The 13,699-nt window shown below is 44.1% G+C and carries 14 protein-coding genes; all 14 read right to left on the bottom strand.

Features of this window, described 5'->3' with window-relative positions; all coding sequences use genetic code 11:
- Window positions 1-19: 19 nt before the first annotated feature.
- A complete protein-coding gene (gene ung / locus H8706_RS05865; protein WP_262431871.1) occupies window positions 20-694 on the bottom strand; it encodes a uracil-DNA glycosylase in 675 nt (224 codons plus the stop codon).
- Window positions 695-713: 19 nt separating this feature from the next.
- A complete protein-coding gene (gene typA, locus H8706_RS05870; RefSeq protein WP_178347777.1) occupies window positions 714-2,531 on the bottom strand; it encodes a translational GTPase TypA in 1,818 nt (605 codons plus the stop codon).
- 120 nt (window positions 2,532-2,651) lie between these two features.
- A complete protein-coding gene (locus tag H8706_RS05875; RefSeq protein WP_262431872.1) occupies window positions 2,652-3,989 on the bottom strand; it encodes a glucose-6-phosphate isomerase in 1,338 nt (445 codons plus the stop codon).
- A 166-nt stretch (window positions 3,990-4,155) separates the two neighbouring features.
- Window positions 4,156-5,154: an NAD(P)H-dependent glycerol-3-phosphate dehydrogenase gene (locus tag H8706_RS05880; RefSeq protein WP_178347775.1), complete on the bottom strand. Its 999-nt coding sequence runs from the start codon at window positions 5,152-5,154 to the stop codon at window positions 4,156-4,158.
- Window positions 5,151-5,786: a glycerol-3-phosphate 1-O-acyltransferase PlsY gene (gene plsY / locus H8706_RS05885; protein WP_262431873.1), complete on the bottom strand. Its 636-nt coding sequence runs from the start codon at window positions 5,784-5,786 to the stop codon at window positions 5,151-5,153. The genes H8706_RS05880 and plsY overlap by 4 nt, the downstream gene beginning before the upstream one ends.
- Window positions 5,779-7,107 carry a ribosome biogenesis GTPase Der gene (gene der, locus H8706_RS05890; protein ID WP_178347773.1) on the bottom strand — a complete coding sequence of 443 codons (1,329 nt, stop codon included), beginning with the start codon at window positions 7,105-7,107 and terminating at the stop codon, window positions 5,779-5,781. The genes plsY and der overlap by 8 nt, the downstream gene beginning before the upstream one ends.
- A gap of 15 nt (window positions 7,108-7,122) precedes the next feature.
- Window positions 7,123-8,427 (bottom strand): DUF512 domain-containing protein, encoded by a 1,305-nt coding sequence (locus tag H8706_RS05895; RefSeq protein ID WP_178347772.1) that lies wholly within the window; start codon window positions 8,425-8,427, stop codon window positions 7,123-7,125.
- Between the two features lie 21 nt (window positions 8,428-8,448).
- A complete protein-coding gene (locus H8706_RS05900; protein ID WP_262431874.1) occupies window positions 8,449-9,111 on the bottom strand; it encodes an HAD hydrolase-like protein in 663 nt (220 codons plus the stop codon).
- Between the two features lie 155 nt (window positions 9,112-9,266).
- Window positions 9,267-9,443, bottom strand: coding sequence for a 50S ribosomal protein L32 (rpmF, locus tag H8706_RS05905; RefSeq protein ID WP_178347770.1), 177 nt, complete (start codon window positions 9,441-9,443; stop codon window positions 9,267-9,269).
- 45 nt (window positions 9,444-9,488) lie between these two features.
- Window positions 9,489-9,977, bottom strand: a complete 489-nt coding sequence (locus H8706_RS05910) for a YceD family protein (protein WP_178347769.1) — start codon at window positions 9,975-9,977, stop codon at window positions 9,489-9,491.
- 82 nt (window positions 9,978-10,059) lie between these two features.
- Entirely contained in the window at window positions 10,060-11,256 is a 1,197-nt protein-coding gene (locus H8706_RS05915; protein ID WP_262431948.1) for an acetate/propionate family kinase, read from the bottom strand.
- Window positions 11,257-11,302: 46 nt separating this feature from the next.
- Window positions 11,303-12,301: a phosphate acetyltransferase gene (pta, locus tag H8706_RS05920; protein WP_178347767.1), complete on the bottom strand. Its 999-nt coding sequence runs from the start codon at window positions 12,299-12,301 to the stop codon at window positions 11,303-11,305.
- Window positions 12,302-12,377: 76 nt separating this feature from the next.
- A complete protein-coding gene (locus tag H8706_RS05925; RefSeq protein WP_262431875.1) occupies window positions 12,378-12,821 on the bottom strand; it encodes a YaiI/YqxD family protein in 444 nt (147 codons plus the stop codon).
- 1 nt (window position 12,822) lies between these two features.
- Complete coding sequence (locus tag H8706_RS05930; RefSeq protein WP_262431876.1) at window positions 12,823-13,656, bottom strand: YesL family protein; 834 nt, start codon at window positions 13,654-13,656, stop codon at window positions 12,823-12,825.
- Between the last annotated feature and the right edge of the window lie 43 nt (window positions 13,657-13,699).

The following is a 13,699-nucleotide window of genomic DNA, read 5'->3' on the forward strand; positions in this document are numbered from 1 at the left end:
AATGATAACCTCCAAAAAATTAAATATTTTCTATCTGCCAGTCAATCGGCTCTTTTCCGTTTTTTACAAGAATTTCATTTGCAGTTTTAAAATGATTGCAGCCCAAAAATCCGCGGTGAGCCGAGAGCGGACTCGGGTGCGGCGCGGTGAGCACATAGTGCCTTTTTTTATCTATAAACGCCGCCTTTTTTGCCGCAAAACTACCCCACAAAAGAAATATAACAGGCTCGGTGCGCTCGTTTAAACAGCGTATAACGTCGTCGGTGAAAATCTCCCACCCAATCGCCGAGTGTGAGTTTGCCCTGTCTTTTATAACCGTGAGCGACGCATTGAGCAATAAAACGCCCTGACGCGCCCACTTTTCCAAATAGCCGTTGTTAGGGATATAGCACCCCAAACTGCGGTTTAATTCCTTATAAATATTCACCAGCGACGGCGGAATTGCAATGCCCTTTTTCACCGAAAAAGCAAGCCCGTGCGCCTGATTTACGCCGTGATACGGGTCCTGTCCTATTATGACGATTTTCGTATCTTTGTACGGCGTCCATTTGAGCGCGTTAAAAATGTCGTACATTGACGGATAAACCGTTTTTGTTGCATATTCGTTTTTGAGAAACGAACGCAGTTTTATATAATATTCTTTGTCAAATTCGCCTTTTAATACCTCGTCCCAGTCATTGCCGAAATTAACCACGGCAAATCACCTCCGCGGATTAGTTTTTGCTCCTTGCCTTTGCGCGGAGCGTTTTGTCAAGAATTTTCTTTCTCAATCTCAAATGCTTGGGAGTAACCTCCAAAAGCTCATCGTCCGCGATAAATTCAATGCATTGTTCAAGCGACAAAACTGTGTGCGGAACAAGTCTTAAAGCCTCGTCCGAACCCGACGCACGCATATTTGTAACGTGTTTTTTCTTGCAGACGTTAACCTCAACGTCGTCAACACGCGAGTTTTCGCCCACAATCATACCCGAGTAAACCTGTTCGCCCGGTCCTATAAACATAGTGCCTCTGTCCTGCGCGTTGAAAAGTCCGTAGGTTACGCTTTCGCCCGTTTCAAACGCAACAAGCGAACCGCGCTGACGTGCCGGAATGTCGCCCTTGTATTCCTCATAACCCGAAAGAACGTGGTTCATAACGCCGTTTCCGCGCGTATCGGTCATAAGAATTGAACGGTAGCCGATAATTCCTCTCGACGGAATTTTAAACTCCAGCCTTGTATAACCGCCGTTCCCGCCCGTCATATTAACCATCTGCGCTTTTCTCTCGGCAAGCTTGTCTATAACCACTCCGACGCAGTCCTCGGGAACGTCTATCATAAGAAGCTCAATCGGCTCCATCATTTTGCCGTCTATTTTTTTGTTGATAACAACAGGGCGCGAAACCTGGAATTCATAACCCTGACGGCGCATTGTTTCGATAAGCACCGAAAGGTGAAGTTCTCCCCTTCCCGATACCTTAAACGCGTCGGCGGAGTCGGTTTCTTCAACCTTTAAGCTTACATTTGTTTCCATTTCTTTAAAAAGTCTGTCGCGCAGATGTCTTGACGTTACAAATTCGCCGTCCTGGCCTGCAAACGGACTGTTGTTAACGCTGAACGTCATCGAAAGCGTAGGCTCGTCTATTTCAACGAACGGAAGCGGTTCAATGCAGTTTGCGTCGCAAAGCGTTTCGCCGATGTTTATTTTGCCGAGTCCCGAAACGTTGACAATGTCGCCGACCTTCGCCTCGGTTACCTCAACTCTGTTTAAGCCCTGGAACTGATAAATTTTTCCGACTTTAACATTTCTTGTTGTGCCGTCCTTTGAGCAAAGCGTTGTGGACTGTCCCACTTTTATAACACCGCGTTCAACCCTGCCGAGCGCCATTGTGCCGACATAATCGTCGTAGTCGATGTTTGAAATAAGGAACTGCAAAGGTGCGTCCTCGTCGCCCTCGGGCGGATTTACATTTTCCAAAATCATATCGAAAAGCGGTTTCATACTGCCGTCGTGCTTTTCGGGGTGGCGCGTTGCATATCCGTCACGCGCTGACGCAAAAACAACAGGTGAATTAAACTGCTCCTCGGTAGCGTCAAGCTCCAAAAACAGCTCCAGCACCTCGTCCACAACTTCATACGGGCGCGCATTCGGACGGTCGATTTTGTTTATAACGATAATCGGCTTTAAGTTGAGCGCAAGCGCTTTTTTAAGCACAAACCTCGTCTGGGGCATACAGCCCTCGAACGCGTCTACAAGCACCAAAACGCCGTCAACCATTTTAAGAACACGCTCAACCTCACCGCCGAAGTCCGCGTGTCCCGGTGTGTCAACAATGTTGATTTTCACTCCGTTATACATAAGCGAAGTGTTTTTCGACAAAATTGTAATTCCTCTTTCTTTTTCGAGGTCGTTGTTATCCATAACGCGCTCGTCAACGTGCTGATTTTCTCTGAACACGCCGCCCTGTTTGAGCATAGCGTCAACCAGCGTTGTTTTGCCGTGGTCAACGTGCGCGATAATAGCAATATTTCTCAAATCTTCTCTTTTGCTCATTAAAATTAACTCCTTAATTTTTCTCTAACTTATAGGATAATACAAAATCGGCGCTATGTCAATAAAAAATCCGTTGTTTCGTCAAAACAACGGAAATTTTTATCATTTTAATGCAGTTTATTATAATCTTTTTTCCAAATCGGCTTTCATATCTTCGTATCCGGGTTTGCCGAGGAGTGCAAACATATTCTTTTTGTATGCCTCAACGCCAGGCTGATTGAACGGATTTACACCGAGAATATATCCCGAAACACCGCACGCTTTTTCAAAGAAGTAAACCAAATTGCCGAAGTGATAAGCGTCGATTTTGGGGATATTTATAACAATGTTGGGAACATTTCCGTCGGTGTGCGCAAGGAGAGTACCCTCAAAAGCTTTGCTGTTAACATAGTTTACGCCTTTTCCCGCAAGAAAGTTAAGTCCGTCAATATTGCCGTCAACCTCATCGATAATAATATCGTTCGTCGGCTCGTCAACCTTCAAAACGGTTTCAAAAATAATTCTTGCGCCGTCCTGAATATACTGTCCCATTGAATGGAGGTCGGTCGAGAAGTTAACCGACGCCGGGAAAATACCTTTGCCGTCTTTGCCCTCGCTCTCGCCGAAAAGCTGTTTCCACCACTCCGAAAAATACTGCATACAAGGCTCATAGTTAACCATAATTTCGGTCGTTTTGCCTTTGCGGAGAAGAATGTTTCGCAGTGCCGCATATTTTAAGCAGTCGTTTTCTTCGTACGGCTTTTTGTATTCCTCCATAGCGTCCTTTGCACCCTGCATCATAGCGTCAATGTCAATGCCCGCAACCGCAATCGGCAAAAGTCCGACGGGAGTTAAAACCGAAAATCTTCCGCCAACGTCGTCGGGGATAACAAAAGTTTCGTAACCCTCCGTGTCGGAAAGCGATTTAAGAGTTCCTTTAGCCTTGTCGGTTGTCGCAAAAATCCTTTCTCTTGCACCGTCCTTGCCGTATTTCTTCTCCAAAAGCTCTTTAAAAATTCTGAAAGCAAGCGCCGGCTCGGTTGTCGTTCCCGATTTCGAAATAACGTTAACGCTGATGTCTTTGTCTTTAACGAGATTTACCAAATCGTGAAGATAATTCGAGCTTATGCTGTTGCCGGCAAAAAGAATTTGCGGAGCTTTTCTGTCGTTTTTGTCCAAAAGGTTGTAAAACGAATTGGTGAGCATATCGAGCGCCGCTTTTGCGCCGAGGTATGAACCGCCGATACCGATAACAACCAAAACGTCGGAGTTTTCTCTTATTTTAGCCGCCGCTTTTTTAATTCTTTCAAATTCGTTTATGTCATAATTTGCAGGAAGTGTCGTCCAGCCCAAATAATCACATCCTGCGCCGTTTTTCTCATCAAGAGTGTTCTGCGCGCTTAAAACCGCGGTTTTCATATTCTTAATTTCGTCGTCATTTATAAATTCAGACGCTTTTGAATAGTTGAGTTTTATCATAATGTAACCACCTTCATTATATAAATCGCTTTGATTATACTCCTTTTTTATGCGTTTGTCAAATATTATAAATATTTAATATATTTTGCACATTTTTGAGCTTGAATATAAAGGTATTTTTATACAAAAAAGAGATGAAACATTAAAATTTCACCTCTTTTGCATTTTAAACTATTTCGTCTTTTTTATCGCGTTTCATAAGGCTGATTACCGCGTCTTTGGGCGGTAAATTTTCAAAAAGCACTTCGTAAGCCTTGTGAATTATCGGCATTTCGACATTCATTTTCTTTGAAAGTTCGTACGCCGCGTGCGACGAATAAACGCCCTCAACCACCATATGCACCTCGTCCAGCGCCTGTTTAAGCGTCTTTCCCTCGCCGATAAGTATTCCGGCGCGCCTGTTGCGCGAATGCATACTCGTACAGGTAACGATAAGGTCGCCTATTCCGGCAAGTCCGTAAAACGTGCTTTCGTTTGCGCCCATTTTTGTGCCGAGGCGCGCGATTTCTTTAATTCCGCGCGTCATAAGCGCCGCTTTTGTGTTGTCGCCGAACCCTATTCCGTCGGTGATGCCGGCGCAAAGCGCAATAACGTTTTTAAGCGCACCGCCAAGTTCAACGCCTAAAATATCGTCGTTTGTGTAAACTCTGAAATATTCGCACATAAAAATTTCCTGAACGAATTTCGCCGTATCGCTTACCTTGCAGGCGGCAACAATCGCCGTGGGGACCTTGCGCGCAACTTCTTCGGCGTGCGACGGACCCGAAAGCGCAACGGGTATGCAGTTTTTTATTTCTTCTTCGGCAATTTCAGACATTGTTTTAAGCGTTTTGTCCTCCAGGCCTTTCGACAAAATCACAAGCGGAGTGCCTTTTTTCACATAGTCCGCCATAGCCTTTGCCGTACTTCTCACCGCGCGCGACGGCACGGCAAGCACGATTAAATCTTTATCGCAAACGCACGAAATATCGCACGTTAAGTGAATTTTTCCGCTTATTTTAACGCCGGGCAGAAATTCTTTGTTTTCGCCGTTTTTTTCTATGGCGCTTCGTTCTTCTTCTTTCCACGACCAAAGCGTAACGTCGTTGCCGTTTGAGCAAAGCATAACCGCAACCGCACAGCCCCAGCCTCCCGAGCCTATAACCGCAATTTTTTTACCGTTCATCTTTTCCTCCTGCCGAGCTTTGATTCCGTTCCGTGCGCAAGCCTCACAATGTTTCCGCGGTGACGGTAAATGATAAGACCCGCAAGCAGAACGCACAAAACCACAAATCCCAAATCGTCGGTGCGGAAAAATACCGCAAGCGCCGCCGCGATAAACGCACCCATAACCGAACCGAGCGAAACGTATTTTGTCGCCGCCATAATAAGAATTGAAATAACAAGCGTTGCAAGACCGACAAACGGGTCGAGCATAATTATAACGGTGATTGACGTAAGCACGCCTTTACCGCCCTTAAACTTAAAGTAAACAGGGAAATTATGCCCCAAAACCGCAAAAAATGCCGCAAAATATGTAACGCTCCTTAAATCGGGGAGATGTGCATTTTTAAAGCAAAAATACACAAGACGCACCAAAAGTATCGCGATAACGCCCTTCAGCGCGTCGCCCAGAACCGTGATTGCCGCCGCTTTTTTGCCGTATGTGCGCAGAATATTCGTCGCGCCTGCGTTATGACTTCCGTAGTTGCGCACATCATCATTATATAGAATTTTCGACACAAGTATGCCTGTGTTTATACTGCCCAAAAGATAAGATATAACCGAAAATGCGAAATAAATCAAAAAATCAGTCATTTTTTTCTCCTCTTTCACGGATAATAAACTTCACGGGAGTGCCGTTTAAATTAAACGCCTCGCGGATTTTATTCTCGATATAGCGCACATATGAAAAATGCGCAAGCTCCTTGTCGTTTACAAAAAGTATAAACGTGGGCGGACGGGTTGATGCCTGTGTGATGTAGTAAATTTTGAGCCGTCTGCCCTTGTCCGACGGAGGCTGAACCATACTCGTAGCGTCATTTAAAACGTCGTTTAAAACGCCCGTGGGAATACGCACAGCATTCTGCGCATTTACAAATTTGATAAGCTCAAAAAGCTTGTTTAAGCGGAGTCCCGTTTTCGCCGACACAAATTCCGACGGCGCATACTGCATAAACGGCAAACCGTTTAAAACGTCGTTTTTAAAATTTTTCATCGTGTTGGTTTCTTTTTCAACCAAATCCCACTTATTTACAACGACAATGCTCGCCTTGCCTGCATTGTGCGCGTAACCTGCAATTTTCGAGTCCTGCTCGGTCACGCCCTCTGTAGCGTCAATCATCACCAAAACAACGTCGCAGCGGTCAATCGCGGCAAGCGAACGTATAACGCTGTAACGTTCAATGTTTTCCTCAATTTTGCCTTTTTTTCTCATTCCGGCGGTATCGACAAACAAATATTTCTGACCGTCACGCTCGTAATATGTGTCAATCGCGTCGCGCGTCGTGCCGGCAACGTTGCTGACAATAACCCTCTTTTCGCCGAGAATTGTGTTAATCAGCGAGGATTTTCCGACGTTCGGCTTTCCGATAACCGCAACTTTTATAATATCTTCCTCAATTTCGTCGGTCTTTGAAAAATCAACGTACGAATAAACCTTATCCAAAAGGTCGCCCACGCCAAGACCGTGAATTGACGACACCGCAACAGGCTCGTCAAGACCGAGATTGAAAAATTCATAGTATTCCATCGGCACGTCGCCGGGAGAATCGGATTTGTTGCACACCAAAACGACGGGCTTTTTCGACTTTTGAAGCATAGCCGCAACGTCCGCGTCCGCCGCGGTAAGACCATCCTTTATATCAACCATAAAAATTACAACGTCCGCCATTTCGATTGCAAGATTTGCCTGATTTCGCATTTCGGTCAAAATCTCGCTGTCGTTTTTCGGCTCGATACCGCCCGTGTCGATAAGCGTGAATTTTTTACCGCTCCACTCGCCGTCCGCAAAAATTCTGTCGCGCGTAACACCCGGAGTGTCCTCGACAATGGAAATTCTCTGCCCTATAATTTTGTTAAAAAGCGTCGATTTTCCAACGTTAGGTCTGCCCACAATGGCAAATATGGGTTTAGACATCATCATTCCTCCTTTTTACATCATCAGGCAGTCCAAAAGGTCTGCGCCGTCGTTTTTCACCAGCACAACCTTAACGTTAAGCTCTTTTTCAACGTCGCAAATTCTGTAATCGTCCAAAAAGAGGTCACTGCCCGGTTTTATCATAGAGTCGGACAAAAGAAGCACTTCGCCCGAAATTTTTCCTTTAAGCTGATTTATAATATCGCGTCCGCACAAAAGCCCCGTAACGGTGATTTTGTTTCCGAAAAAATCGTTGCGGATTTTAAAAGTTTCGCAGTTTGTGTTTTGAATTTCGTCGGCTCTGTCCTTGAATTTTTTAATGTAGTCATATGCAATAACCGACGTTGCAAGCGACTTTTTTTGAGGTTTTTTTCCGCTCGGCGAAAAAAATTCAACCGCGGTGTAAAACTCCTCTTCAAAACAAGTCATAAGCCCCACGCCGTTTTCAATCTGCGGAAACGTTTCGTAATGCTCATACGGCGGAAGTTCGCGTTTTGCCGAAATATAAAATTCGTCCGCAAGATACACAAGGCTTGTGCCGTATTTTTTCTTAAATCTTTTCTGATACGGCGTAACAAGGTCAATCACATCGCCCGCCGTTTTTTCATCAAAACTTTCAAGCGGAAAAAGTCCTTTTCTGTATGCACTCACACCTACAGGAACGATTGAAACGCTCATAATTGCCGGGAAAAGCTTTTCCAAATCACAGATTGATTTTTCAAGGTATTTACCGTCGTTTATGCCCTTGCAGAGCACAATCTGCGCGTTCATACGAATACCGCCGTCCTTGAATTTGTGCATAATATCAAGAATTTTATCGGCAAAGCGGTTGTTTAACATCTTTTTCCGCAATTCGCCGTCGGTGGTATGAACCGAAACGTTTATCGGACTTATTTTAAGACGCACAATTCTTTCAATATCTTTGTCGTTCAAATTTGTAAGCGTGACATAGTTTCCCTGCAAAAACGACAGCCTCACGTCGTCGTCTTTAAAGTGCATAGTCGCGCGCATATTGGGCGGAAGCTGGTCCATAAAGCAGAAAATGCACTTGTTTCTGCACTCCCTCGGCTTGTCGATAAGCTGATTTTCAAATTCAACGCCGAACGGCTCGAAATCGTCGTTGTAAATCTCGATTTCTTCAACCTCGCCGTCCTTTTTCTCCACCGTGACAACGTAATAATCGTTTGACGTAAGATACTTAAAATCTATAAAATCGCATATTTCTTTGCCGTCAATCATAGTTATTACATCGCCCGGCTCAATATATGCGTCGTATGCTATTGAATTTTCAATTACGCTTTTAACCTTCGCAATTCCCATAAAATTCCTCTTAAAATTTAATCATTCACCGAGAAAAAACGCACGCAAATCGTCCACGGTTTTCGCAATATACACAGTCTTATACTTGCGCAGTTCCTCGTATGTACCGTAGCCGTATTCCACGGCAACTGCGTCAATGCCCACATATTCCGCGCCCATAAGGTCAAATTTCGTGTCGCCGATCAGCACCGCCTCGCTTTTGTCGGCAATGCCTGCCATTTTTATGGTGTTTTCCAGCACAGCCTCTTTTGTTGCGCGCGACGAGTCGAACGACGCCGCGTCCATACGGGTGAAATACTTTGAAATGCCGAAATAGTTTAAAATTTTAACGCAGAAATCGGTCGGCTTTGACGAACCGAGCAAAATAATATATCCGGCGCCGTGCATATCTTTAATGAGAGTGTCTATCCCGCCAAAAAGCCTGTCCCATTCAAGCATACCTTTTTCGCGGTAGAGAGCGCGGTAATATTCAAGCGCCCTGTCCGACTCCTCCTCCGTCATACCGAACTGACCGATAAACGACTCTTTAAGAGGCGGACCTACAACGCGCAGTTTTGTGTGGTCGGGCACTTCCTTGCCGAATTTTGAAAGCGCATAGTTAAAGCATCTTTGAACACCGTAGGCAGAATCGGTAATGGTGCCGTCCAAGTCAAAAATAATGTATTTGTATTTTGTTTTTTTCATATATACGCTCCTTGGTTTTCACGTTTTTCGGCGCAATGACAATTTATCCCGTAAATAGTACAAAAGCAACCCGTCCGAAAAGGACAGGTTGCCGTTATGCGCCAAAAAACAGACCTTACGACAAACGTTAAACCGCTCGTCTCACGTCACAAAAATTATTGAGCTTTGATAACCTCGCTGTCTTTGTAAAAACCGCAGGCTTTGCACGCTCTGTGCGGCAATTTAAACTCCTGACATTTCGGACACTTTACCAAACCGGGCAACGCCAATTTCCAGTTTGCTCTTCTTTTATTTTTTCTGGCTTTAGATGTTTTTCTTTTAGGTACTGCCATCTGTTTCCACCTCCTAAAAATACTGCTCGGAAAACTATTCCGTAATTATTTTTTAAAATTCAAAAGTGCGGCCATTCGAGGGTCAATGTCGTCGTCACCGCAAGTGCATTCGCCTTTGTTTAAGTTTTGTCCACATTTTTGACAAAGACCTTTGCAATCGTCTTTGCAAATAAAACTTATCGGAAGGTTCATATACAAATGCTGTAAAACAACATCGCTTAAGTCGATTTCGCTGCCGCAAAGCGTGCAGACGTCATCGGACGCACCGTTTTTAACGAAAGTTTCGTTTATGTCATATGAAAAATCAACGCCGAAATTTTCAAGGCATTTTGCACATTCGGTTTCAAAGCGCGTGTCGGCTTTGAGCGAAAGCACAACGCTGCCGCCTATGTTTTCCGCCGTTCCGCACACCGAAACAGGCTTTGTGAAACGCAGGAAATTTCCGTTAAACTCCGCATTTTCAAGCGCAATATCCGCACTTATCTTTTTGCTTTGTCCGTCCGATACAAGTATATCGGAAACATCAATTTTCATATCACACCTCGACATAACAAATCAATTATACATTTTTATACCTGATTTGTCAAGATTTTTTTATCAATATTTTTTAAGTATTTTATTTTACGAGTCTTGCGGTATCCTCGGCAATCATAAGTTCTTCGTTTGTGGGAATAACCCAAACCTTAACTTTTGAATTGGGAGTGCTTATGCATCTCTCGTCTTTTCTTCTTTCGGAATTGATTTTTTCGTCAAGCTCAACGCCGAGATAAGTAAGCGATTTTGCAACCGCATCTCTTATGATAACGGTGTTTTCGCCGATACCTGCCGTGAACACAATCGCGTCAACGCCGTTCATAGCCGCCGCGTATGCACCTATGTATTTAACAACTCTGTAAATGAACATATCGAGCGCAAGTTTTGCCATTTCGTTGCCGTTTTCCGCCGCGTCCTCCAAATCTCTGAAGTCGCTGCTTACCTTTGAAATACCGAGAACGCCCGATTTTTTGTTGAGAATATTCAAAACCTCGTCAACCGTTTTGTTTTCTTTGTTTGCGATATACTGAACAACCGCAGGGTCAACGTCACCGCTTCGGGTTCCCATTACAAGACCCTCCAAAGGAGTAAGACCCATACTTGTGTCAACGCATTTTCCGCCGATTGACGCCGAAATGCTCGAACCGTTTCCGAGGTGGCAAACGATAACTTTGCCTTTTTCCTTGTCAAGACCGATAACCTCAAGCGCTCTGTTTGCAACGAAGTTGTGGCTTATGCCGTGAAAACCGTATCTTCTTATAGCATATTTTTCATAGTATTCGTAAGGAATAGCGTATGTATAAACTTTTTTGTCCATCGACTGACCGAAAGCGGTGTCGAATACCGCAACCTGCGGTGTGCCGGGCATTGCTTTTTCGCAAGCCTCAATACCGGTAAGGTTTGCCGGATTGTGCAAAGGTCCGAGGTCGAAACAATCTCTGATAACCTTTTTAACGTCGTCCGTCACTATTGTGGACGCGCTGTAATATTTACCGCCGTGGAGCACTCTGTGGCCTACCGCGTCGATTTCGTTCATCGACGAAATAACGCCGTATTCTTTCGATGTCAAAGCATCTATAACCATTTTGATAGCATCGGAATGGTCTTTCATATCTTTAACGAGCTCATATTCGGGTTTGCCGTCCGCTTTCTGCGAAATTTTCGAGCCTTCAATTCCTATTCTTTCACAAATACCTTTTGCCAATACCTCTTTTTTCTCAATATCTATAAACTGATATTTAAGCGAGGAACTTCCTGCGTTTATAACCAAAATTTTCAACAAAATCATTCCTTTTTATAATTCCTTTTTATAATATTAAAATCAATTATTTCGCCTGCGCCTGAACGCAAGTGATTGCAACAACACCGACAATATCTTCCGCACTGCATCCGCGCGACAAATCGTTTATCGGCATTGCAATACCCTGTGTAACCGGGCCGTATGCTTCTGCTTTTGCAAGACGCTGAACAAGCTTGTATCCGATGTTTCCCGCATCGAGGTCGGGGAATACCAAAACGTTTGCCTTGCCTGCAACGGGCGAATTGGGAGCTTTCGATGCGCCGACCGACGGAACGATTGCGGCGTCAAGCTGAAGTTCGCCGTCTAGTTTTAATTCGGGAGCGTTTTCTTTTGCAATTCTGACAGCCTCAACAACTTTGTCAACGTCAGCGTGCTTTGCACTGCCCATTGACGAGTGAGAAAGAAGTGCAACTCTCGGCTCTTTTTCAACCAAAAGTTCAAACGATTCCGCAGCACACTGTGCGATTGCCGCAAGCTTTTCGGAATCGGGGTTCTGTTCAAGACCGCAGTCCGCAAACACAAACACGCCGTTTTCGCCGTATTCGCAGTTCGGAACAACCATAACAAAGAAGGACGAAACAAGCTTAACGCCCGGTTTCGTTTTTATAATCTGAAGGCTCGGACGGAGTGTGTTTGCCGTTGAATGGCACGCACCCGAAACAACGCCGTCTGCGTCGCCGGCTTTAACCATAAGGCAGGCATAATACATATAATCGCCGAGCGCGGTTTTCTTCGCGTCCTCATATGTAAGACCTTTATTTTTTCGAAGTTCAACAAAAAGATTTAAGTAATCCTCGGTTTTTTCGTATGTAAACGGATTGATGATTTTAGCCTTTGAAATGTCAAGACCCTCGCTGTTTTTTGCAATTTCCTCCTCCGTGCCGATGATTATAAGGTTTGCAATATCCTCTTTCAAAACCTGTGCCGCCGCCTCAAACGTACGTCTGTCCATAGACTCGGGCAGTACAATAGTTTTTTTGTCCTGTTTTGCTCTCTCCTTGATTTTCTCAATAAAACTGCTCATTTTTAAACTTCCTCTCACACTAATTTAGACATATATTTACATTATAATACTTTTTCCGCCGTTTTACAAGATATTTTTAACAAATATTTGCACTTTTAATAAGTTTTTCAAATTCATATGCAAATTTTATGTCATTTTCACTGTTTCTTTTCTTTGCGCCGCCGGTTGATTTGCCGGCACGGCGCATTTTTTTGCCTATATGCCTCTCAAACAAAAGCATATCAATATTTTCGTTTGTGTAAACAAGACCGTTCTGATTTATGCACATAGCACCCCGTCCCAGCGCAAGCGCCGCCACGCCGTAATCCTGCGTAATTGCAATATCGCCCTTTTCAAGCTTGTTTGCAAGGGCAATATCCACACTGTCGCTCGCCTTGTCAACGGTGAAAATTTTTGCATAATCGCTTTTTAAAATGTGGCTTGTGTCGCAGAACATCAAAACCTCAATACCGTATTTTTTTGCAGTCCGAACCGCAATTTCCTTTACGGGACAGGCGTCCGCGTCAATTAGAATTTTCATATTATTTCAAAATTCTCTCGTCCGAAAATACCGATTCTTCCTCCTCGGTTTCCATTTCCGGCATCATATATTTGTCAATCACGCCCCAAATTGAAAACACCGACACGAACCCGATTGTGACGGGAACGATAAGGAGCATCAAAAGCGAAAGAAGCGGAATTGAAAGGAATGTCACACCGTATAAAATCGCCGCGCTTACAATAAGCACAAAAAGATTTACGGGGAAGTTTGCAAAAGCCATAATAAGCGAATTTTTGAAAATCTGTTTAAGTTTTAAGTCAAACGTCACCATAATGGGATAAATATACAAAAATGCCGACAAAAGCACAATTATGCAAAGCGTTGTGAGGCACAAAAGTATCATTCCGAAACTTCCGCCGATTGCCGAATAGTAGGAAAGCGCAAACCAGAAAACAACGGGCAGAACGGTGCAAAGCATACCTACCGGAGCCGCCTGTTTGAAATTTTTCCTGAACTGTTCAAAAAAGTCGGACGCCATAAACGAATGACGCTGATTTGCGTAATTTCTCAATACATACACCATAGCCGCACTGCTCGGCCCCAAAATAATTCCCGACAGCACAAATACGCCGTATGCGATAAGCGCAACGCCGTCGATAACACCCTTTTCGTGCGGTACGGAAAGGCTCATAAGCATAACCGAAATTGCGAGCACGCTTAAAATATTAACAACAAAATAAAGAAGATTAAGCTTTATAAGCTTCCAGAATTTTCTGAAATACAACTCAAAAAACAAAAAGAATTTTCGTTTTTCAACGTCGTCCTTCGATACTCCCGGTCCCTCTTTCTGATAACCCCGTCCAAACAACCCCATAAAAATCTCTCCCATATATGTTTAATAATTTATTTTATCATAT

It is taken from the genome of Qingrenia yutianensis (genome assembly GCF_014385105.1).
GTDB classification, from domain to species: domain Bacteria; phylum Bacillota; class Clostridia; order UMGS1810; family UMGS1810; genus Qingrenia; species Qingrenia yutianensis.

Excerpts from the sequence above, each read along its gene's own strand:
- H8706_RS05895 (WP_178347772.1), bottom strand. The coding sequence starts at position 8,427 with ATGGGAATTGCGAAGGTTAAAAGCGTAATTGAAAATTCAATAGCATAC.
- H8706_RS05880 (WP_178347775.1), bottom strand. The coding sequence starts at position 5,154 with ATGAACGGTAAAAAAATTGCGGTTATAGGCTCGGGAGGCTGGGGCTGT.
- der (WP_178347773.1), bottom strand. The coding sequence starts at position 7,107 with ATGTCTAAACCCATATTTGCCATTGTGGGCAGACCTAACGTTGGAAAA.
- H8706_RS05900 (WP_262431874.1), bottom strand. The coding sequence starts at position 9,111 with ATGAAAAAAACAAAATACAAATACATTATTTTTGACTTGGACGGCACC.
- H8706_RS05875 (WP_262431872.1), bottom strand. The coding sequence starts at position 3,989 with ATGATAAAACTCAACTATTCAAAAGCGTCTGAATTTATAAATGACGAC.
- typA (WP_178347777.1), bottom strand. The coding sequence starts at position 2,531 with ATGAGCAAAAGAGAAGATTTGAGAAATATTGCTATTATCGCGCACGTT.
- plsY (WP_262431873.1), bottom strand. The coding sequence starts at position 5,786 with ATGACTGATTTTTTGATTTATTTCGCATTTTCGGTTATATCTTATCTT.
- rpmF (WP_178347770.1), bottom strand. The coding sequence starts at position 9,443 with ATGGCAGTACCTAAAAGAAAAACATCTAAAGCCAGAAAAAATAAAAGA.
- pta (WP_178347767.1), bottom strand. The coding sequence starts at position 12,301 with ATGAGCAGTTTTATTGAGAAAATCAAGGAGAGAGCAAAACAGGACAAA.
- H8706_RS05925 (WP_262431875.1), bottom strand. The coding sequence starts at position 12,821 with ATGAAAATTCTAATTGACGCGGACGCCTGTCCCGTAAAGGAAATTGCG.
- H8706_RS05910 (WP_178347769.1), bottom strand. The coding sequence starts at position 9,977 with ATGAAAATTGATGTTTCCGATATACTTGTATCGGACGGACAAAGCAAA.
- H8706_RS05930 (WP_262431876.1), bottom strand. The coding sequence starts at position 13,656 with ATGGGGTTGTTTGGACGGGGTTATCAGAAAGAGGGACCGGGAGTATCG.